This is a genomic window from Bacillus sp. RE35 (assembly GCF_052146655.1).
In the GTDB taxonomy this organism is placed as follows: Bacteria; Bacillota; Bacilli; order Bacillales; family Bacillaceae_G; genus Bacillus_A; species Bacillus_A cereus.
Map to the genome: position 1 here is coordinate 3463292 of NZ_CP197377.1, position 21989 is coordinate 3485280.

Sequence of the window (21989 nt, forward strand, 5' to 3'; positions counted from 1 at the left end):
GCGCTCGTCTAAAAAGACTGAACGCCGCTTAATGTATTCTAGAATAATGAGGAATGTACTCCCGCATTAAGACCATCTAAAATTTCATTTTTCACATCTTTCATGATGTCGATGGAAGTATTGATTCCACCTGGTCCTTCACCATAAGAAGTAGTTAATTGAACATCTACATCTGATAGTCCCATTCCTAATAACACATCACGCAAGCGACCGATATTAATCAAACTACTTAAAGAGTGTATTGGAATTACTTTTTCTCCTGTTTTTTCCGCTCTAGTTTGATTCTTACTCCAATCACCAGAAGTAATTGGATTTCCCCCCTTCTTCTGCATAACCTTGATTTTTATACCATCAAGATTTGTGCTTGCGTTCCATCCAGCCCAATTTTCAGTTGGTAGATAATGAGTATTAAAATAATCTTCAATGCCTTCTTGTTTATCTACTTTAAGCCCCCAACTGTCCTGTAAAATTCCTTTTGTGTCTTCAGGAACATATCCTAGAATCTCTTGACCTTCTTTACTGCTATTCGTCTCAAAGAATCGAGGAATATATTTTTGCCCTTTTGGTGTTAAGGCTCCCATTAACGATGTGCTATCAGAGTCTTCAGTCTCACCCATGCTATAAAAAATACCTTTATATTCTTGTCGAGACTTTATAGCCAAGGGTAGGTACTTACCTGCTTGATTAGTTTCTTTTGTAGACGAAATATCTTCTAGTCCATCGAAAAGTTCATTAATTTGTGATTTAACGGCTTCGGTGTCACCATAACCCATTTTTTTAGCCCAGGACAATGTTTTCTTCTTATCTGTTGAGTAGCCTTTTAATCCTTTGTTTTTTCGTTCTTTTCCATCTGTATCATCAAAGAACGCTTCTAAACTTGCACTTCCTTTACTTTGAACAGTTTTACTAGATTTATCCAAAATATCAAAATACTGATTAATTTCTCGTTCGTCTTCACGCACTTGAGGAACAAAAACATTATTTAGTCGAGAAATAATTCTTCGTGCACCCATATTTGTGATTTCCTCGCCAGTAATAACTTGATTTTGAGAAACAACCGTATTACCTTCGTATAGCTGGGGCCAAAGTCTCCAATCTGAATCGTATACTTGGTCTCTCTTATAACTTTCAATGGATGTACGTTTCTGTAAGAACATATCGGCTATTTTTCCGGTGAAAGGTATTTTAGGAAGAATATCATGCGTTACCATTTCAATATATTTCCCATCAGCTACCGAGGCGTATGTATTATTGATTCGAGCAACAAAATCTCTAGTAAAACCAATTTTATCTTTCTCACCGAATTTAAAATACTGTGCCATCCAATCAGTAACACCTTGGTTATCTTCCTGAGTTAATTTAACTGAAGTGTCAAACTCTTGAACCATAAACGTATGTGTATCGATACTTTTAGGAACTGTTCCATTTTTTTCTCGAATTTCAACATTTGAGAACTTCTTATTGTTCCAATGATATGTACCTTGATTATCGTAAATCAGCCTTGTAATCTCATCAGAACCTGTTCCATCCAAATGATACTTATCAGGTGTTTCATGTGCTTTACCAAAAAGTTTTATTTCATCCTTCTGTATTTGATCATTAAGCGATGAGTCTGGTGATTCACCTATACTAGGCAAATCATCAAACATCTTATTTAGGATTCGCGAAGAATAAACTTTGTTAGAACCACGAGAAACATTACGTCGACCAATACCTGATAAGGTACTACCATGATTCCCAACTAAAAAATCTTGATATAGCGAAGTCCTTAATATTGATGATACAAGTGTTTCCCCACGTCCGGAATCTTCGCATCCAACTCCTGTTTTCGTTAAGAAACCAAAGATATCATCTAACTTTGAAGCACTATAAAATTTCTCTTTAAAAAAATCTGATAACTCATCAATTCGACTAATATCGTCAATAACTTGAATTGATTTTTTTCCGTTTGCTAAAGTATCTCTATTAATATGACTTCCCGCTAACCTTTCTTTCGAAACAGCTAGCCCTTGCCCAACTAGGGGTGATACCGCGTCGATAGTATTTATTTTTGTATTAAATGTTAGATCACATTCATCATCAATGGCTCCAGAACTCTTTAAGTCGTTAATATTAATCTCTGATGCAATTGCTTTTCCAACTTTACTTATGCTACTATCTGAAACTAATTTAGTACTAATAAAACTAACTTTATCTTTATCATTATTTATAACATCTTCAAGGAATACCCTTGCTTCACGAAGCCTTGCATCAATAGTATGAATATTGTCACAACCCAGAAACTCGTTTAATGTTTCTAACCCCTTTATATTCTTTATATCTAATTCAGATAAAATCCCCTTATTTTTTGCAAACTTCTTCACGACATTCGGTGTAAAAACTCCAGTTTCATTATCTAATGCTCTTAAATCGAATTGATGGAATGAACGTCTAAGTTTTTCAATTGCAGAGATACGTACTACGTCGTCATCAAATGTCGGAATCATGAATTCCATTAAGGTTGATAAACTTTTATCCACTGCTGGTTCATTTAAAGATATAAATCCCTTAGAGGGATTTATATACTTCCATGTCCCTCTTACTAATTTTCCAACAGAATTATCCTCGTAAAGTTGCGAGGCATCTCTATCCGTTACCTCTTCTTTATACCCAGAACGAGCATAAGACTTATCCATACGCGAGAACGCACCGAATTGTAATGGTGTTTCAATTAAATCTCCTATGCCAGATTCTGTATAACGAAAAACATTTCCACTAGTATAAAAATGGCCATTATTATTTAATGGATTACGAATATCCTCTTCTTGATTCGTTTTAGTTACACTATCAAATCCTTTATCGCCTATGTTGCTTGCGAATTTATGAACTTGTCCTGAATCTAATACCTGTAATTCTTCTTTAGATAGACTAGAGTAAAAAGCTTGCCAAGATGTTAGATCCGTCGAATTAGTAATAAATGATGGAGCTTCAACACGTTCCTGGAAAGAATCTATTGCACTAATAGCACCAGCTTTTAAATACCTGTTTTCAATCATTTCACCTGTTTTAGCATGCGTGTATAAATTACTATCAAGAATTATATTTTCAAAGTCGAAAGATATTCCCTTTTTATCTAACAATATATTTAAATCGTTATTGTATTTATTGTTATTTAAGAAATTTCGTAACTTTGCAGTAACATCAATAGATTTTTCATTTCCTTTTTCATCAATGTCATTAATGATTAACCCATACCTACGCTTAGTAGCTATATCAAATTTTTCAGCATCTTTTAATGTAGTGTAATTAAAGCCTGTTTTCTTTAAATAAGTCATTAATGTGTTGGTCTGATTAATTGCATCTTTGATAAATTCGTAAGCATACGCGGTTTCAATTACCTTAGCTTGGGGTAGTATTGTACCTTTATTTTCTTCAAATATTTTTTTAATATCCTTGTACCACCCAAGAGTTTGAAGCATTTGCTTCTGAAATACATTTCGTTGCGTATCACCTAGGAATTTAACTTTATGAGCATATTTTCCATTTTCCAGTTGCTTTATAAAATCATTAATGTAATCGCCAGGACTATTGAAAATATCTTTATTCTGATTGTAGTATTGGATAAGGGCTTTGAGGATCTTGTCCCCACCATTGTTTTTAATAGAAGATAGTTTTTGAAGTTTTTCAAGAATTTTATTTTGACGGAATAATTGAGTAGCTTCGTATTCAAATTTGTTAAAACCCCACATATTTCTTTTGTGGAATTCGTTATAATAACGAGTAGTGAATTCCATATTCTTTTGACTTAGACGCTTATTAAGTATCTGCTTCTTTTTAATATTTCTACGGATATAATTTTCTAATTTTTTATACATCTTCTCCTGTATATAACCATCAAAACCACCGCGTAACTTTCTACTAACATAAGCAGTTTTACCAAGACCATTAGATTTCCTCTGCATAAATGCTCCTGCATCGGATACAGTACTGTATTTATAATTATCTTTACTTAACGCAACACTACCTGTAACTGCTACGTTACTAGATAAATGAGATACGGACTTACCTATCATAGAAAAATCGCGATATTCCATTACCCCTTCCCCTATAAAAGAACTTGTTTTGGCTATATTTCTAAGCACATGATTTTTCTCTTTCTCTTCACCCATATAACGTTTATCGACCATACGTCTCCACCACCTTACGGCTACTGTTGTTGAGTTTCTTCTTCACCCAATAATTTTAATCCTCGTATATTTTCTAATAACCATTTAGCTTTTACATAATACTCTGCTGTTTTAGCCATTGTCCATGATTCAATTTCGCTTAATGGGATATCTTGGAATGCTTCTTTTATTACTAATGGAAGTTGATTTTCTACTTCTTCCATATGTTTTTCCCATCTAGCTATCATAATTTTAACTTTTTGAGCTTTTGTGTAACCTGACTCCTCTAAGATAGAAAGACAGAGAATTTCTGGAACACCTGCAAAAATATCTAACGAGTAATCTTCAATAATTGGCTCTATAACGCAAGTTTTACATATATACTCAGTTCTTTCAAAGTCATCATTGTATACTTCCTGTGCAATTTTCAATTCTTCTTTGCTTAATGCACGGAAGAAAAATATGACATCGTTTATTTCTTGCATAAAGATATGCCCATATTTCTCATGCCAAATACGTAATTGCTCCTTGAAACCTACCTCTTCTTCATATGTTTCAAATTCAATAGGTAATTCTTTTACCTTGTCATCTAATAAATTAGGATCGATTAGCATGTTTTTTCCTCCCTACAATAAAAATAGGAGGCGATAATACGCCTCCTCCGCTCTTAGCTTAAGCGCATTGCGCCTGTTTTTGCTGCGAACCCTGACTTCTCTAGTACCAATTCGTGTAATAGTGTCGGGATACCAGCTTTACCATTTGTCATTTGCATGAAACCATAGTTAGCAGGGAAAAGAACTGCTTTTTCGCAGATACGCTCTTCTTTATAGAAATTATCTGCATTTGGAATTTTAGCAATATCTTTGTATTCTTTACGCTTAATTGGTCGCCATACAAAAATGTTTTCCTCATCAAACTCAGTTAAGTATACTTCTCCTGCATACATAGACTTCCATTTTTCAAGTTCGTTATAAGTCGGGCCACCTGGGAAGATTTCTTGTTCTGCTTTTGAAACGTCATCTTCATCGAATTTGTCTCCTACTTTAACAACCGAAGTTTCTTCTTGAGTACCCTCCATTAAAGCTTCTTCTTTTTTAATATGTTTTGTCATTATACTTCCTCCTCTTTCTCTCGTTAATATAAAAATTTAAAAGTTAAAATCATTTAGTCATATAAATCCCATAATTAAAATTAGTACGCTTTTTGCACATTCCCCGAAATATCTTTTGCTATAAAAGTATATACTTCAGAAATAGGGTTCCCAGACGGATCTACTCTTTGAGAAACACCTGTTAATTGCACTCCAACTATTGTTTGAACGGTCTTGTAGCTTCCAGTCCCTCTAACAGCACAAGGATTATTTCCATAAGTTAGTAAGATATTAAAACCATGTTCTTTCAAATTCCTATTTTTTTCATTTTCATTTGTGCTATAAAAGAATGTATCAGTTCTACGGCTATCTATTAACTTTGAAGAGTTAGAGTTTGTTCCCCATAGTGCATTTTCATAATCATCTGCTAATGCTTGAAAATTACCTATAAGGTCTTCAACCTTTGTATTTTTATGGGCACTTTGACCATTTTCACCATTAAATTCTGCTAGGCTAAACCACTCATTTTCCTCTGTCATTTCAGAACTTAAACTATTAAGTACCGTTTGTAAATAACCAGCTTCTTTGAAGTTAATAGAAAAAGAACCTTGAACCAACCTGTTCCCTCTAGCTACCTTATCCCAGGTATAAGAAGCATATCCGAAGATTGGTGCTAATTGTTCCTGCATTGTCCATTCTATTTCTACAATTTCATCTATCCAGTTATCTCCAAAGTAAATTCGGATATCTGTTCCTGAGTAATAATTTGCATAACCTCTTTTAGATTTACCTGCCGGTGTATAAGCCCCATTACTCATATCTCTTACCACCCTTCATCAAAAACATCTGGTTTCATTGTTTCGATATCTAGAGCAATGAATTCCATTGTATTTTCTGTAATCATGTCTTCAACTGACATTGTTTGACCTTCTGAAATAAGGTTAACTCCATATATTACCAATTTAGAAGATTGCCCATATTCATTCATAAAGTTAATTGTTATATCAAATGGTGGTAGCTCGTCACTTTTATTGATAGGACAACTGTTCCCATTCACATTATGATCTTTCATAATTTCGTATAATACATGGCGGTCAAACACCGTAAAGATTAAGCTTCCTGCTACTGTTCTTGCACCACGGACAACACCTTTAGCTGCAATTTGTCCTAAAGCAAATACTGGAGCTGTCGGTCTATAAACAGAATAAGAGATTGTTTGCAATTGACCTAGCACTACAGATTTACCACCTTCAGGGGTTACAACAGCAACAATATCTGTACCAGCAAAACTCGTATAAGTCTTCTGATATCTACTACTCATGAAGACACCTGCCTTTCTATTTTTCTATAAATAGAACATAACCACTCGATAATATTTTTGCTACCAAATACAAAAAGAGATGCCGAAGCACCTCTTTAAGTTTTTATTATTCTACTTCCCAATCATCTTGTGGACGCATTTCAACAATATTACGAGCAATGAAAGTACAAGCTTTTTCTGTAGTGTTGTCATCTACACTTAAGCCCATTCCTTCGTTAAGAATCTCTACACCGTAGATTTCCATTTTACTAGCTTGTCCATATTCGTTAAGGAAGTTGATTGTGATATCAAATGGAGGGATTTCGTCGATGAAGTTGGCTTTACGTTTTGTCTGCCATCCCTGAACTAAGTCATTACGCTGAGTTAAAGCTGCAGCATTTGCATCAGCATCTAATACCTGAGTAGAGCTACTAGCAAGTGCATCCGTTTGATTTAAGCCATGACGGTGAACAGCAGCTTGTTGCTTAAGATTAAATAGTGCATCACGGTCGAAGATAGTAAATACTAAACTTCCTGCAATACCACGTTTCGTTTACACCGTCTCTTTCGAGATATTTTAACTCTGTTTTACAGACGGACTAGACTATATCTTCAAGTTGATAACACACCTCTAAATACTTTTCTTTTTTCCTTTTTAAAAACATTTTTTAAAACACTAAGCCATCATGGTGTTGTAAAAATTTTAATTTTTTGCTTGGGAGTTCTGTTTCAATCGGTTATCCGGACAAAGGATGTCTCTTACATCTGAGGCTTGCATTTCTGCAATATACCAGTATTCTGGTGAATTGATGTTTTTAATAAGGTTATTTTTGTAATTATATTTTGGTGTGAATTCGCCCATTAAAGCATTGTCATCTTACATGGACGTTCAACTTGCTCCGCACTAATAAGTCTCATTACCATTTCAGGTAGTACACTCTAGTCGTTGAACCTTCTCCATCCTTTCGGAACAGGAGCTTGGCTGCTGATTGCCCATTATTTTCTACGCCATAAATTTTTCAATTCATAACATGAATATAAATATCTTTTGTTTTTTTAACATTCACGCTTACCATTTCTAGTTACGTTGTAGTAACAAAAGCTTTAGGGGTTTCCAGCAGTTCACGGAGTTTGTCATTCTATGTCACCATAGAAAGGTGGCTACATCTCAACCACGAGAGAAAGATTTTGGGTTTGGATCACCCATTACATACACAGGTCCTTTTTCACGAGTAACTGAGTAAGTAATAGCTTGTAATTGGCCAACTACCTGTCCATTAAATGTACATACGATGTCAGAGCCACCGTAAGTAGTGAAAGTTTTACTATAGCGAGAAGCTGTTGTACTCATAGGTTAATAACCTCCTGTTATTCTTTTATATAAGAGAGGGGCATTTGATCCCCTCTTCTCATTAATAGTTCTTACTGGCTAAGTCCTTGTAGCATATACTCAGGAGGAGTTAAGTTAACTTGAACTTGTACACGACGTAATTCAAATGCCGGGATAATTTCTAAAGTTACAGTTACCTCATCTAAGTATACTCCAAGGTTTTCAATTGAGAATTTGTATCCTTGAATAGCGCCTGCTTCGCGTATTTTCTCTAATGCAGACTTGATAGCAGTGTTCATTGCGTTGTATTGTGGCATTTCATTTGCTTCACCAATAAATGGTTCTACTGCTTCACGAACAACTTGGATAGCAAGCTGGGTAATACGAAGAGTAGATAAACGAGCAAAGTCACTTTCACGTACTTTTCCAGCCATTACAATAGATGGCGCAGTTGTGATTCCGTCTGTAACAACTAACTGATTTGAATCTTTTAAACGGAATGTAACGATTTTCTTACTAGTTAGTTTAGAAAGTTGGCGAAGAGAGTAATCAAAACGGATAGCTTTAACACCTTTGATAGGTTTATTTGTAGGTGCACTTTCTTTTCGAAGAGTTGAAAGTAGTGCAGCGTAGTGAGTCGCACCATTTACATAGTGGATTGAGTTTGTTGTTGGCATGATTACGCCCACTTCAGATCCCACTACTTGAAGATAAGGTGAGATTTCTGTATCAATCTTAGATAGTTCTTCCACATATTTTCGGATTGTAGAAACCTTTGTATCTACTGGAGATTTAACTCCAATGTATCCAATCGCAGCTGATTTCATTAAAGTTTTCATTGAACAATAATCAGCAACTGTTTGAGCGAATGAACCACGGTGAATTACACCAAAGCTTGTTTTCTTCCATGTTGCTACTTGCTTATCTAATTGAAGACCAGCCGCTGTTGTACCAGCTTGGATAGAAGCAGGAGCATCGAAGTAAAGGACAATTTTACCACTGTCTTCTCTTACATTAACTTTAATACCAGTTGCATCTTCATCGATAACAGCCTTCAAGTCTTTTACCAAGTCAGCTATTGTTAATGAACTACCATTGTAAGTTTTAGCAGGAAGCGTAAACGTTACATCTTTGCCATCAACCTTTACTACTAGCGTATCGCTTGTACCAGTTTTGATTTCTACTGGGTAATTAATAGCGTGAGACTCCATTACATAAGAAGAAGTAACCATTCCACTAATATAAGGGAAATCTTCAGAGTTTGGAACTTCAGGGAAAAACTCACCAACTAAGTTAGTAGCTTCGTCCTCAAGTGTAACCCCTTTAAGAACTACGTGATCCACAGTGAAATCAAGTAGGTCACTCATTAGCATGTCGTAGAAATAGATGAATTTTCGGCGCATACGAACAGCTTCTGTAGAGCCAACTAAAACGTCTTTGAATTTAGCTTGGGCTTCTACTAGTTGGTTTCCTGCAGCCACATAGGCATCAATTGCATATTTCTCAAGTTCAGCAGCACGCTCTAAGCTGATTTCTTTAAGGGCTACTAAGTAAACCATTCTAGCTCCTGCATCAGTAGCAGATTTCCATTCTGCAGCAATTGGGTTAACTTCTCCTGCAACATAGAAGTCACCGAATCCAGCTTGTACAAGTTCAGTTGAACTACGAATTAATACTGGTTCTTCAGGAGCATCTTTCGCAAGAGATGGAGCAATGATTAGGATCGATTCTGATCCGCCTCGTTCTGGGACAATTAAGCCACCATCTTTTAGTGTGACATTAATGCCAGGAAGATTTTCATAAAGCATAGGTTTGCCTCCTCTTTATTTTGTTATATTTGAAAAGCGACAAGCGCTATTCATCCAGTTGGATTTTTTTGTTTCTTAACGTTTTTGTGGTTTCCTGAAGTTTCTGTTCTACGACATCTATCACACGAAGGATATCTACAGGAACTTCTGTTAATTCTTCAAATTTAGCAAAATAAACAAGTCTACGAACCTTACTAGCATTACTTATATTTGCTTTTGATAAGTCTGTTTCCATCTTTACGAATTGAAGTTCTTTAAGCCCCTTCTCTTTAAGGAATCCCGTGAATGTTGCAAGCGTTTGACGAAACTCCTTTGTAAGCTTGTCTACTCGCGCATTGGTTTCTTCCCAAATCTCAAAAACAACTTCTGCATCAAATACCTGACCATAAACCTTAGTTGCAGGTGGTAGAGTTCCTTTAGGATCTTCATTAAAAGCAAGGTAACGTTGACGAGGTTTAATTTCTCTGATGCTTTTACCAATTAGTCCTGGTTGCATTAACCTAAGGTAATGAATGATAACTGGATATGCTACAGGCTTGTCAACTGTCACAGTTGGTTCTTCCGGGGTAAAGCTTCCCCACTGAGTTCCCCAAGCAGCATCTAGTAAATGCTTTATTGTCTTTGTCATGTCTTCATAGTCCATAGAACCATTTGCTTGGGTTGGCTTATTGATTTCTACTGCCATGAAACACTCACCTCACTTGACGAAATATAAGTAAAGGAAGTTCTAACCGTTTCAATCTCACCATATAACTCAAATGAAATAGATAGAGTAAGATTTTCTTGATCATAATGTAAGACTTCCATTTTTATATCTCTGTAGATTGGATGATCTTCTGCAAGACTATCAATGAAGGCATCAACTTGCGTAATGATAGATTGAAGTAATACGAAGCTTAATGGTTCCCCAATGTATTGATTAAAGAATCCAGCAATTCGATTAACATCGTAACCTATACTCCGGAGATAATGAGGTTTTGAATAAAATTTGTTTTGAGGGTAAAGATTTCTTGAGGAATAAGGAACAAATCCTTTTTTAATTGATGGTACTATACATATATAACCACTACTTGTTAATTTAGCAACTTCCACCTTTTTGAGTTCTCTATTTTGTAATGTATTTATGTTTAGTAGTTGTTTATTTGTAGCTGAATTATAGAAATTCGGCAGTTTATATCGCATACAAGCATAATTTGCTGCAACTGGCATAGAGGAATATTTAGGGTTCTCAGAGTTTTGTATACCAACTACAACTTCTATGTGCTCTAAATGACGATGTTCTTCCGTATTAATAGAGGCTTTTTCTACAAGTGATTGCACTTGAGTCTCGTATGTATCTTCTCCTGTTACCGTAAAACGACTTTTAGAGAATAGATCAGAGCATAAAACAACTGAGCAGAAAATAGATTGTTCATTTGTCTTAGTCTTGGCAAATTCCCCGAATATAGAGGATAGCTGCCCAGGTGCTTTCTCGTAAGGTATATCTGTAAATAGGAGTGTATCTACTTGAAAACTACTTAATTCTCCTGTAAAGAAAACCTCACTTCCATCTTCAGCAATAAAACTATCTTTTAATAGCTGTAATTGCATTTGAATCTTATCTTCTGAGTCTGGATTGCTATGATTACTTACATAATGGAAGCCATCATCCGCTCCAGTAAATCTAACGTATTTCTCAGAAGTACATAATCCTTTTATTGGAATTTGATTAATAACTTCTACATCAACTTCTCCCGACCCAAAATAAAGATCTTGTTTGATAGCAAAAGCTAAGTCATCTACTCCTTTATAATCAGCAAACAGGTATGAATAACTAGTGTTTATGCCTTTAATAATCATATACGTTGGAAATAGGTGAATAGCTATGTTATTTGACTCATCTGTTGCTTCAAATGTTTTAAATCGGAAAACTGGAGTATTAAGTTCATCATGATTAACAACGCATTCTCCATGAGACCCATTTAACCGAAGGATTAGTGGGGTGATTCCGTATTTTTTTGCCATTCTTACGTTCTCCGTCAGGCGACAATCACCAAGAATATAAGATGGCTCTATGTTATCTCGAATAATAAAAGGTGTCCCTACTGGCCCATTTAAAGAAAAGCCCGCTAATACTAGAAAACGAGTATTCTTTTCCATATGAGAAGGGAAAATAAGTTGATTGTACGTATACATTCTTACCCCTCCATTAAAATATTGTATTGTTTAAAATCTTGTATTTCTGAAATGCAGATAGCACGCATCTTACTTCTTACAGATTCTACCTTAGTATAGTAGATTTTGTAGATAGTTTATTACTTTCCTAGATCTTAAGTATGACCCACATTTGTTATTTCCATATACCTTCATTTTCATAAGAAGGTTGTCCGCATTTATCCCAATCTGCTTCTACATTTAATTGTTTTACTAATTATTAAGTTTTGTTGCAAAAACACCTTCTACTTACTTTTAGTACATCCCAATAGTATGTTTTTCAACGATAAAAAAATAATTCATCTCGAGATAAACTGAACAATCTGGATTCACCTCTTAGGTCACTTTATTTTCTTTGTCTAATAGTCACCATATTCAAAAGGAATAGAGCCTCCTATAAGTTGGCCAGCGTTTTCTCATCTATCCTTATATGGATTAGGATGAAGTAAACCTCTTTTATAGATACTCTGATACCAAAGAATAACCTGCTCTTGCATTTTCCTTGTTTAATGTTTTATCGATTTTTTCTTTTCTTACTTCGTATTCAGACATATACATTGCATATACATCTTGTAGAAATGAGTCATACTGTTCTTGTACAAGACTTAATCCTCCAGCCATTTGATTTAGGAATGATTCCACACCAGGTGCCTTGCTTGGAGATTCCAAATGTTGCAATGAATCGTACATGTTTAGGTACATCGTATTTCGAAGTTCCAATGCCATTAATAATTCATCATGCGCACGCTTTTTACGAGAAAGATTGTTAATGTTTTTTAACACGTCTCGATATTGTTTCTTATCTTCAATTTGTTGATTAAGTTGTAACTTCAATGATAGCTGAGTTAATTTGAGCAAATCGGTAAGTTGTTCTTTTGTAGAAGCCTGATTTTCTAATAAATTCATAACCCCTTCACCATCAATCTCGCTACCTATAGCTAATCCAAATTTAATAGATTCAGAACAATCTTGTGAACCTATAAGAAGACCATCTATAAGAGAACTCACCTCATTAAGTGTCTTTTCTTTACGAACCACAACGTCATAAGGGCGCTTTGTTTTTGTATATTCATCACTTATCTTGAAGAATTCAGGTGAACCGTACTGTGTTCTTAGGGCATCATAATATTTACTCTCATTGTTCCTATAGAGGTTTGTAACTTGATCAAACCATTGTTTTTGCTTCTTGACTGCTTTTTCAATTTGCTCAGTAAAACCGTTATTCTTTTCTGGTGTCTTAGGAATATTTCCATCAAGGTAATTCTTTAAAATAGTTTCTTTAAATAAGAAATATCCTTCCTCTACTATGGAATGTAACTCTTTTAGATCTTCATAAAATTCTAACTCTAAGCTACCCTCCACATCTTCTGCGTACGAATGAACAATATCTTGAATAAGTGAGTTTGCAGGTGCTTCTGGATTTTCGAAAGTTTTCTGATATGTTTCAAAGTCAATGAAACCTTCGTCCCCTATATCTTGTTCAAAAAATGGTTGTGACTCATATACCTTCTCAAGTTCTTCTATAGAAATAGGAACTTGTAAGCCTTTCATTTTTTTCTCAATATATTCAATAAGTTCATTAATAAGCTCTAGTGTCCCTACAAATTTATCATATTGTTTAGCTGGCTTTTCTTCCGGAATAAACGAACCATCTTCATCAAATTCCTTTTGATCTTCCCCTATGATTTCTTCTGTTGGTAAATTAACAGTAAAAGGTTTATTTGGTTCATACTTTACGCGTGGTCTATATTCAATAATGGAACGCTCTAATTCGGTATCCAGTTTAACTTTTTTTCCTAATACTTCATCCATATTGTTGTCCTCCTTCTTATAAAAAAAGCAACAGGCCCAATGCGGATACCTGTCGCCTTTATTACTACCCTCCGCGGGAAGGCATGTTCATATCGGAACCACGAATACCTCAACCCCAAACTTTACAAGCTCTTTTTTAATTTGGGTGGGTTTTCTTTCTCTACTTGTTCTAAATCATTAGAACTAACTGAACGTTCCTGCTGTTTACACGAATTGATAGATATTTTCTTTACCTTCGTTATTTTCATAATGTTTAATTTATTAATAAAAATTATAGTTAATTTAGGGTATTTCTTAACGAACACTAATAATCCATTTAAAACATGTTCGTCTAAGCAAGTAAATGTGGACTTACTTGCTCAATAATCTCCTTAGCTGAATTACCTGATGTAAACTCCACTTTAGAAATTTTAACACGGCTAATAAGTTGAAATTTCCCAAATGATATATCTGTTTTCTAAAATTCTAGTCTTGCATGATGAAAATCGTAAAGTAGGATTGAGTAACAACAACTTATGTAACTGCTCAATTTTTATTCATTCAATATCTATAGCAACCGACTATTATGAGTTAGTAATGTAGTGTAGTTGTAACCACTGCTTGCTGCTCCGTCAATATATTTTTATTAAATACTTAAAATTCAGCAAGTACCTCATGTTCATAAGCAACCCTAGTAAGGTAGTATGTTCTCAGATCCTAAACGTTTTTTTATTCATTTTTACGTCTTTATACATTTTCATTTGAGTCTATATTTTGAGGAATGTCCCTCTTCTGCATATTGGAGTAAATAGGATGATAGATGCTTCTTTGATAATGATAAATATAAATTCAAAATTTTTATCACTCATGCAGTCAAATTCTGCTATTTTCATAAAACACGCTACTATTTTATTATTTCCTCATGAACTGTTCATACTCTTACATGATGCGTGACTCTATCATCTCCCCTAGATATAGAAGAAAATTGTAATGCTCTGAATCAATGTGCTTCAACCGCCCGTATGGACTCAATTCTTGTTGACGCATTTCACATCCAATGGAATAGTCGTTGCACCTTGTTATTTATATTAGGAACGCACTTAATATAGCCTCGGATTAGGGGGGGGTTCCTTTTTTTAAAAATTAGAGTTTCCCTACGTTCACCACGTTACCAGCAGGAATGATTACCTGAAGGGACATTACAAAGGTGTTATATATCATAAAGATGTTAGAAATCATAGTAGCAACACTTACTCTTTTTTTCATTTTTGTATTCAATTTCTATCTATGCAAAACATTTGCACATGGACTAAATACAAAAATATCTTCAACAACTAAGTTATGAGTCTCTGGAACAAAGACATCATAAGTCTGTCTCTTACCATAAGGAATGATTTCTACTACTTCTTCCCATAATACATGAGAATCAATTAAATAATGTAACATTGCAAATTGTAAGTTCTCTGCATATTCACGGGCATTACTTAAAGAAATACCTTTTTCTATACGATAACGACGATTACCCTTTCCTACTACTTCAGCTTTCGTCATTCCTTTAACAATTCGTTCCTTTTCAATGTATTTCCATACTTCTTTAGGGAGTGTTGGTTCAGAAGGATTCATTTTCAGTGCTCTTTGTTGGACTTCTTCATAATTACGCTCTGGTGTAGCTAAATGTTCGAGGAATAATAAAATAGAGGAACAGTGATAAACCATAAGATGGTAATAAACAGAATTGTTCATTTCTTTTTGAAGTAAATTCGTTTGGATACCAAAACGTAATAGTAAGTGTTTTAGATTTAATGCAAATTGCCGACACTTAGTAGCATACCCAATTTCACTAATACGTCCGGCGCAAAACCAACCACCTGCAGAATACAGACTTCCTAAAAAGAACGCTAAGTGATCTCTATCCAACTCGTAAATAAATGAAGGGATTTTTTTTTCTTCTATCTCCCTATAAAACTCAAAACTTCTAAAGTCCATTAGATAGACTGTCGACTTCTTATGATGCTCATGATACGTTGTAATACCAATTGCCTCACAAGATTTCTGCAACGACTCACCAACACCTTCATAACGTATTTGGAAGCTAATGCTATTCTTATTTAAACGCCCAGCAGCGAGCATATATGCAAGAATTCGAAGTTTATTCTTTTCTACTTGTTTTGTGCCATACACAGTTAAGAACTTAGGTGTAGCAATTCTTTCTCCGATACGGAGTGCATCTACTTCTTTCCATCCATCGACTGTTAGTACTGGATGATTTCTTGTAAGGGTAACTCGTGCTCCATGTTTTGTTACAACAGCAAACGTATCTTGAACACCATTATCTTCAATGGAAAAAGCTTTACTGTTCTTTAATTGATAGAACTCATTCAATGTTAATAATGGTGTAGCGATACTATCTTGTTGGGACTGATAAAGCTCTCCTATCGACTTATATTCTCCCGTGTTAGGATTCATAATTCGTTGGTTTTCTTCTATACATTTGCCTGCACGCTCACCACAATGTAAACCTTTGCAATGATATGACTGTCGAATAATTTGCTCTTGATACCAACTTGAACTCACCCCTAGGTGGTGTTCTCCCCTTTGAACAGGATCGTGAATAATTTGGAGCATTTCACGTTCAAGATTAATAATTTCACTCATATTTCCAATCCTCTTCTCTAATACCTTCTAGATGTGTAGCAACTTAGTAAGGGCTTAATATTTTAGCTTCTCCACCAAGTGCACTTCTTGCATTCATCTTACTTCCCTGGATAGCCTGTACAGCTGCTTGTCTCATTGTTTGAGCCCCTCGCGTATCTAAAAAGTTACCCCCAACTACGTTACTTGTTGCATACTGAGCTTTCCACCATTGCTCACTTTGATGATTGAATTCTAGTAGCTTCCAGTAACCTTTTTGAGCATAGTATGCACCTGACAATCCTCTATACAACCAAGGGTTGGAAGCTGCAAACATACCCTTAACAGATGCTTTAGCCACCGATGTACCAAGACTGTCACCATTGTATAAATTATATGCCACTCTGTTTCCAAATCTAACTGATGGTGAGGTCGCTACACCGAATATATTTTTAATTTTTTCAAATGCCATCTAGACTACCCCTTCCTATTATTGTGAAGATCAAATACAATACTTCCATCAACGTTTAAATTTTTAGAACCTCTTTCTTGTCCTACACCGTCATACATCATAATTTCTGGCAATCCAATATACTGATAGTCATTCATGGTCGCTCGTTTAAGAGGTCCCATTTGATATTCATAGCCCATCTTAGCCTGATTAAAAGCAAGATAACCTCCTCCAACAACCGCAACGTGTTTTGGGTTTAATTTTTTACCAGTGTAGAGATTAGCCAGTGTCTTTTTCTTATTTTTTGTATCAATAAAAGTACTCTTAATAATATTATTTGGAGCATTTTTAACAGCATTCACGGCCATCGTTGAACCGATTTTTGTATTTAAAACACCTAGTTCAGCTAATTTTTTGAGTGAATTTAAAATAGCCATTTTTCAACCTCCTATTTATTAGATTTAAAAATCTCTTTTGTTACTTGAGAAAATTTTTTTGATGTAATTCTTGGTTTTATTGGATAAATACATCAATTTATTGCGATGTTTCTTGCTTTTGTATAAATTCTACATATTTGTCTAATAGCAAATCCCCACATTTGCGTATGTACACGCATTTAATCATTAATTTCAAGCAACCACTAAAGAACTACGTATAGCACCCGTTTGTACTAATCGCTACTTGTCATCACTTTACCTGTTGCTTGAAGAGTATCTATATCAGCCTGTTTTATAGCCCCTACCGAAGAAATATTTTCCAATTTTTCTTCTCTAAAAATTTTCAACTGGTGAATTTGTTGAATTATTTACTCTTGCTTCTAGATGGATAAATTTCAAGATTTTTTATACCAACTTTTAACTTCTAGGTAACCATTATATTTGATACTCAATTATTGGCATCCGCATATCCAATAGTAAACATACTTGAACAAGTTGTTTTAGAACGAATAAACTTCTCTACATCAATTACTTTTTTTAAGAAGTTTATTCGTATTTTTCAGGGTTCTTAACAAGTTATCTGCAATTGAAACCATATACTGCTCCACCCTAATTAAATTTAGCATTCCCCATCTTATGATGACCTGTTCTGGATTCGAAAAGATTAAATACGACTTCTCCTTGATTTATGTTGCCATATAAATTTCTATTCTTCTCTCTTTGCTTCTTCATTTTTTTCCTAAGTTGAAATTCTTGTTCTCCTTTAATCTCTTCTGTATCATGATATCCTCCAATTCGGCGTCCTACATCTAAAACAGTAGCAGCATAATGTCCCTTGCCCATAGCAGTTCCAAGCTTCTTTCTCGAAAATTGCATTCTACTTTCCTTGTTAGCTTTCTTGGAAATTCCTTTTTCTTCATCAAAAATTTCACTTTTTACTAAACCTTGCACAGGTTGAGTTTGTATTAAGTGTTTCGCTTCATAAGCAAAACTACCAACTGCACCCATTGCAACCTTTGACTTGTTCTTTTGTAGAAAACTAGATGTATCGTAAGTTTCAATTTCACGCTCTTTAGTAGCCATAGATAGCACCTACTTTCTGTGTATGATAAAAATGATTCAACTAAGCATTACTAACCAACAAATGATCTAACGTCTGCAATAATGGATTCTCCTCATCAAGGAAATTTGCCTATGACACAATTAACACTATTCTTAAAGTTTTTTTGCCAAAGCTAAAATTAATACTTTCCGAAATTCATTTTAATTCCTCATGTAGATGAGTTACTTAAATAAATGTTATTTCAAGGTTTTTAAGTATGGTTCATTTTGAAAAAGTTAAAACACTTAAGAGCATATATTACCCATCACGCGCTTCTCGTCTGACTTAACACCTAAAAGGTACCTTCATGTTCAATGTAAGCTACAATATCAGCGATTCTTTTAAGCGCGTCTTTTGTAGCATAGTAGACACCTAGTTCATAGTCGTACTCATCTGGATTCATACAAGCTGATTGTCCAACTACTTCAAATCCATTGTTCATTTGAAGACAAACAACTGTAGTCTTTAGTCCTACCTTTGCTGACTCCTTACGTTTCACCCAATGATCAAGTAAGTTTTGTTCAAATCGTTCATACCTAAGTCCTTCCATGTCCTCGCCCTCCTTTCATGACTTCAGGCATAACCTAACCAATTTGTCATATTTTCTCAATCAAATACTGTTAGCTTTATCACCGAATCTCCTATACCTAACTTGGTACACAGGCGAATCTTTTGTACTTTTTGAATTACAAAATGGTATACGGAATTTGCACTGAACAAGTTCACCACTATGAATTCACAACAAAGAGTGCATTCTCAACAGATTGCGTTCTTTTTATTTTCAACTTAATTATATAAAGCAGAAATCCCATTAGAGGATAACTCTCGGTTAGAACTTTTAAGGAAGATATTGAAACAATTAAACAAATGTGGACTAAGCTAACGTCTGGTGTGAAACAAAATTAAGATTTAAAGAATAACCACTCTCTTTTTTTAATACATAACTACCAATTCCCATGTCAATATCACATTCTCAACCATATTACAAGTCTATAATTTTTCCAGTGAGAGGGTTAGGTTAAATCGTCTATTAAATAGAAGGAGATTATCATGAACGAATTCATTACTGTCACTATGAAAAATAACAAATTGTCATACAAACACATAGAAAGATGATTACATGAAAAACTATCCAACGAGAGTATACGTTATCAAAGTGAATGATAGTTCCTATTATATAGGACTGCAATTCTATCACTCTGATACATGGATGACATTAAAATACATATCTCATCGCTACTCTTCCTATGAAAAGGCTGCGGCATCTTATAGAAAACTTGAACAACTTGGTTACATGGATCCGGTCCTATATAAATATGAATTATATAGGTAACATTAAGATTGTCAGCATGAACCTGAATTGGATAAACGTATCCGTCGTCACTTCAAACAAATGACTCTTGGAGAATGAAAGAAACATATGTCAAAGTGAAAGTTTAATAGATATATTTGTTTGATATTCTTAATTCGAAAGGAAATACAATTAATTTTCCCCTAAACAACACAACGAATTAAAAGGCTGCAAAGCGATTTTTCAGGAAAGCTTTGCAGCCTTTTTATATTTCAAATCCATAACACATCGTAGAACACGATAATCCCTTTATAAAGAAGTAATTCCGTCTATGTTAGGGTTCAAATATTTTTACACTAAAACTACATCTCTTATGATATATGATAATTTTGAGATAACATAAAACGGTTCTTATAAAATCTAGAAATAAATTTTAAAAACAAAAAAAGGAGCCGAAGCCCCCTCTTTTCAACTAATTTTCATTAATTCACAAACATTTACTAGTCCATTACCAAACATATCATCGACACCTTTTTCTCCAAGGTCAACCGAATGCTCACGAATTAGTTGCATGATTTGATCAGGAGTTAACTTTTTGCCAATATCACGATAGTAAGCTAGAATAAGGGCGATTACCCCCGCTACCATTGGTGTAGCCATAGACGTACCAGATAGTTTTGCATAGCGATTGACAGGATATGTACTATAAATATCTACACCTGGAGCAGCTACATCTGTTTCACTGCCGAAGTTAGAGAAGGTGGCTCTATCAAGATTTCTATTAATCGCTCCCACTGCAATTACCTCATCATATGATGCTGGCCACCCAACATGAGTATTTTCATTACCAGTAGCAGCAACAATAATAATACCTGCCTCATGGGCACGTTTAATTGCATCATGTAGGACAGGACCAGGATCATTCGAAGAACCTAGACTCATAGAAATGATATCTACTTGTTCAGAAATAGCCCAATCAATTCCCTTTACAATTGCCTCAACTAAACCAGAACCATCGTCTGCTAATACCTTAGCAATGTAAAGCTCAGCTTTAGGAGCAACCCCAATGATACCAATTGAGTTGTCACACCCAGCAATTATACCTGCACAGTGCGTGCCGTGCCCCTTCCTATCCATTATGTCAGTAAAATTATTTGTAGTAAAATTCATTCCTTTTTTGTAATTGGCAGCAAGATCCGGATGGGTAGCATCGATACCCGTATCTAGTATAGCAACCCTAATCCCCTCACCTTTTGTAATTGACCACATTTGAGGAGCTTGAATCAAATTAACACCCCAATCAATTACTTGTATAGGTGCCACTGATTGAATATCAATTACATCTGATTGGATTTTAAACTTCATTGAAATCCCCCTATAATTATAATAGTTACTAAAGATAACCATTTTTTTTAGAAGGTTCAATAGGAAAGTATTTTATCTCCTAACTACTTCATTACAAGATAAAAGTATAAATAGGAGCACCTTGAAATTGATGGTCTTCTTGTCATTAACATTAAGAAAGTAACATCAAAAGTAAAAATAAAACATAAATAGTTAGCAACTTACAAGTCAACTACTTGGGTAAAAAGATTCAGTTAGCCTTTTTATAACTCGACCATTTAACTTTGTTCAACGCTATTAATTGTTCACAAGTGAGGTAGTCATGAGGGAAAATATCCCCACCTTGGTTTGGAAAAAGATCAATACCTGCTTCTTTTAAAATCTCATCCACCAGTTCTGTACAAATAAATTTATTCCTTCTATCTAGTTTATCTATTAGTTTGCTACTTGGAAATTTCGACTTTAAATATAGAGAAATTAATCGGAGCCAATCATATTGAAAACCTTTTTTCTGATATGAAACCGCTGTAGAGATAATAATATCTTGTTGTTCTTTCGTTAACGCATTTTTATTTCTTAACACCATGCATTCTAAATTACTAATAGAATATGTCTCCCTTACTATAGAGGATTTAGTATTCCAATCTATCTCTATGATATATCCTCCACCAATATACAAAGCTACATGTGTCCACTTAGAACCTGCTACCTTTTGAATCATCTTTGAGATAAGAGACTTTCCACTTACGACAATAATATCGCCTACTATCATATTGCAAACCACCTTTCCAATTTTAGCAAAAAAATAGGGACCTCTAATTAGAGGCCCCCAAGAAAAGAGAGAAGTAAAAAGGAGTAAATAACATAACAAGCACATATGAGGATTAAAATCATATGATGAACGCTACATTATATATAAGCTATTGCTATATAACACTCAATCTTCTAAACCACGAGCTCTCGACTGGATAACGTCGACAATATTATCCCAGTAAAGAAGGGTTCTCTTCCCTTTTCCATCAGCAACTAAACCTATGCAAATTAAAGTGATGATATTTTTCTTCATCATATATTCT

The 21989-nt window shown here is 34.6% G+C and carries 18 protein-coding genes; all 18 read right to left on the reverse strand.

All coding sequences use genetic code 11. From position 1 onward, the window contains the following. Positions 1–38 precede the first annotated feature (38 nt). Positions 39–4166: a hypothetical protein gene (locus ACTL4X_RS17660; RefSeq protein ID WP_151639760.1), complete on the reverse strand. Its 4128-nt coding sequence runs from the start codon at positions 4164–4166 to the stop codon at positions 39–41. Between the two features lie 20 nt (positions 4167–4186). Then, the gene (locus ACTL4X_RS17665; RefSeq protein WP_000904181.1) at positions 4187–4759 is read right to left on the reverse strand and encodes a hypothetical protein; all 573 of its coding nucleotides are present in this window, start codon (positions 4757–4759) and stop codon (positions 4187–4189) included. 53 nt (positions 4760–4812) lie between these two features. Further along, the gene (locus ACTL4X_RS17670) at positions 4813–5256 is read right to left on the reverse strand and encodes a hypothetical protein (RefSeq protein ID WP_000160472.1); all 444 of its coding nucleotides are present in this window, start codon (positions 5254–5256) and stop codon (positions 4813–4815) included. Positions 5257–5336: 80 nt separating this feature from the next. Then, positions 5337–6053: a hypothetical protein gene (locus ACTL4X_RS17675; RefSeq protein ID WP_000064652.1), complete on the reverse strand. Its 717-nt coding sequence runs from the start codon at positions 6051–6053 to the stop codon at positions 5337–5339. A 5-nt stretch (positions 6054–6058) separates the two neighbouring features. Then, positions 6059–6556 (reverse strand): hypothetical protein, encoded by a 498-nt coding sequence (locus tag ACTL4X_RS17680; protein ID WP_000098836.1) that lies wholly within the window; start codon positions 6554–6556, stop codon positions 6059–6061. Positions 6557–6662: 106 nt separating this feature from the next. Beyond that, entirely contained in the window at positions 6663–6800 is a 138-nt protein-coding gene (locus ACTL4X_RS17685; RefSeq protein WP_000409223.1) for a hypothetical protein, read from the reverse strand. 903 nt (positions 6801–7703) lie between these two features. Then, on the reverse strand, positions 7704–7886 hold the full coding sequence (locus ACTL4X_RS17690) for a hypothetical protein (RefSeq protein WP_000108095.1): 183 nt from the start codon (positions 7884–7886) through the stop codon (positions 7704–7706). Between the two features lie 71 nt (positions 7887–7957). Continuing rightward, positions 7958–9673: a phage tail sheath protein gene (locus ACTL4X_RS17695; RefSeq protein ID WP_086401387.1), complete on the reverse strand. Its 1716-nt coding sequence runs from the start codon at positions 9671–9673 to the stop codon at positions 7958–7960. 46 nt (positions 9674–9719) lie between these two features. Then, positions 9720–10358, reverse strand: coding sequence for a hypothetical protein (locus ACTL4X_RS17700; RefSeq protein WP_086401388.1), 639 nt, complete (start codon positions 10356–10358; stop codon positions 9720–9722). Beyond that, positions 10349–11848, reverse strand: a complete 1500-nt coding sequence (locus ACTL4X_RS17705) for a hypothetical protein (RefSeq protein WP_000288992.1) — start codon at positions 11846–11848, stop codon at positions 10349–10351. Before ACTL4X_RS17705 ends, ACTL4X_RS17700 begins: the two co-directional genes overlap by 10 nt. A gap of 474 nt (positions 11849–12322) precedes the next feature. Beyond that, positions 12323–13678, reverse strand: a complete 1356-nt coding sequence (locus ACTL4X_RS17710; protein ID WP_086401389.1) for a hypothetical protein — start codon at positions 13676–13678, stop codon at positions 12323–12325. 1260 nt (positions 13679–14938) lie between these two features. After that, entirely contained in the window at positions 14939–16312 is a 1374-nt protein-coding gene (locus ACTL4X_RS17715) for an LAGLIDADG family homing endonuclease (protein ID WP_086401390.1), read from the reverse strand. A gap of 43 nt (positions 16313–16355) precedes the next feature. Further along, the gene (locus tag ACTL4X_RS17720; protein ID WP_086401391.1) at positions 16356–16760 is read right to left on the reverse strand and encodes a hypothetical protein; all 405 of its coding nucleotides are present in this window, start codon (positions 16758–16760) and stop codon (positions 16356–16358) included. 5 nt (positions 16761–16765) lie between these two features. After that, the gene (locus ACTL4X_RS17725) at positions 16766–17176 is read right to left on the reverse strand and encodes a hypothetical protein (RefSeq protein WP_086401392.1); all 411 of its coding nucleotides are present in this window, start codon (positions 17174–17176) and stop codon (positions 16766–16768) included. Between the two features lie 609 nt (positions 17177–17785). Further along, on the reverse strand, positions 17786–18259 hold the full coding sequence (locus ACTL4X_RS17730) for a hypothetical protein (protein ID WP_086401393.1): 474 nt from the start codon (positions 18257–18259) through the stop codon (positions 17786–17788). A 311-nt stretch (positions 18260–18570) separates the two neighbouring features. Continuing rightward, positions 18571–18828, reverse strand: a complete 258-nt coding sequence (locus tag ACTL4X_RS17735; protein ID WP_000398755.1) for a Gp49 family protein — start codon at positions 18826–18828, stop codon at positions 18571–18573. A gap of 1209 nt (positions 18829–20037) precedes the next feature. Then, the gene (locus ACTL4X_RS17740) at positions 20038–20934 is read right to left on the reverse strand and encodes a S8 family peptidase (RefSeq protein ID WP_086401395.1); all 897 of its coding nucleotides are present in this window, start codon (positions 20932–20934) and stop codon (positions 20038–20040) included. A gap of 229 nt (positions 20935–21163) precedes the next feature. Further along, positions 21164–21685: a hypothetical protein gene (locus ACTL4X_RS17745; protein WP_000634972.1), complete on the reverse strand. Its 522-nt coding sequence runs from the start codon at positions 21683–21685 to the stop codon at positions 21164–21166. Positions 21686–21989 lie beyond the last annotated feature (304 nt).

Excerpts from the sequence above, each read along its gene's own strand:
- ACTL4X_RS17690 (WP_000108095.1), bottom strand. The coding sequence starts at position 7,886 with ATGAGTACAACAGCTTCTCGCTATAGTAAAACTTTCACTACTTACGGT.
- ACTL4X_RS17665 (WP_000904181.1), bottom strand. The coding sequence starts at position 4,759 with ATGCTAATCGATCCTAATTTATTAGATGACAAGGTAAAAGAATTACCT.
- ACTL4X_RS17670 (WP_000160472.1), bottom strand. The coding sequence starts at position 5,256 with ATGACAAAACATATTAAAAAAGAAGAAGCTTTAATGGAGGGTACTCAA.
- ACTL4X_RS17660 (WP_151639760.1), bottom strand. The coding sequence starts at position 4,166 with ATGGTCGATAAACGTTATATGGGTGAAGAGAAAGAGAAAAATCATGTG.
- ACTL4X_RS17680 (WP_000098836.1), bottom strand. The coding sequence starts at position 6,556 with ATGAGTAGTAGATATCAGAAGACTTATACGAGTTTTGCTGGTACAGAT.
- ACTL4X_RS17720 (WP_086401391.1), bottom strand. The coding sequence starts at position 16,760 with ATGGCATTTGAAAAAATTAAAAATATATTCGGTGTAGCGACCTCACCA.
- ACTL4X_RS17700 (WP_086401388.1), bottom strand. The coding sequence starts at position 10,358 with ATGGCAGTAGAAATCAATAAGCCAACCCAAGCAAATGGTTCTATGGAC.
- ACTL4X_RS17740 (WP_086401395.1), bottom strand. The coding sequence starts at position 20,934 with ATGAAGTTTAAAATCCAATCAGATGTAATTGATATTCAATCAGTGGCA.
- ACTL4X_RS17685 (WP_000409223.1), bottom strand. The coding sequence starts at position 6,800 with ATGGAAATCTACGGTGTAGAGATTCTTAACGAAGGAATGGGCTTAAGT.
- ACTL4X_RS17695 (WP_086401387.1), bottom strand. The coding sequence starts at position 9,673 with ATGCTTTATGAAAATCTTCCTGGCATTAATGTCACACTAAAAGATGGT.
- ACTL4X_RS17715 (WP_086401390.1), bottom strand. The coding sequence starts at position 16,312 with ATGAGTGAAATTATTAATCTTGAACGTGAAATGCTCCAAATTATTCAC.
- ACTL4X_RS17675 (WP_000064652.1), bottom strand. The coding sequence starts at position 6,053 with ATGAGTAATGGGGCTTATACACCGGCAGGTAAATCTAAAAGAGGTTAT.
- ACTL4X_RS17730 (WP_086401393.1), bottom strand. The coding sequence starts at position 18,259 with ATGGCTACTAAAGAGCGTGAAATTGAAACTTACGATACATCTAGTTTT.
- ACTL4X_RS17745 (WP_000634972.1), bottom strand. The coding sequence starts at position 21,685 with ATGATAGTAGGCGATATTATTGTCGTAAGTGGAAAGTCTCTTATCTCA.
- ACTL4X_RS17705 (WP_000288992.1), bottom strand. The coding sequence starts at position 11,848 with ATGTATACGTACAATCAACTTATTTTCCCTTCTCATATGGAAAAGAAT.
- ACTL4X_RS17710 (WP_086401389.1), bottom strand. The coding sequence starts at position 13,678 with ATGGATGAAGTATTAGGAAAAAAAGTTAAACTGGATACCGAATTAGAG.
- ACTL4X_RS17725 (WP_086401392.1), bottom strand. The coding sequence starts at position 17,176 with ATGGCTATTTTAAATTCACTCAAAAAATTAGCTGAACTAGGTGTTTTA.
- ACTL4X_RS17735 (WP_000398755.1), bottom strand. The coding sequence starts at position 18,828 with ATGGAAGGACTTAGGTATGAACGATTTGAACAAAACTTACTTGATCAT.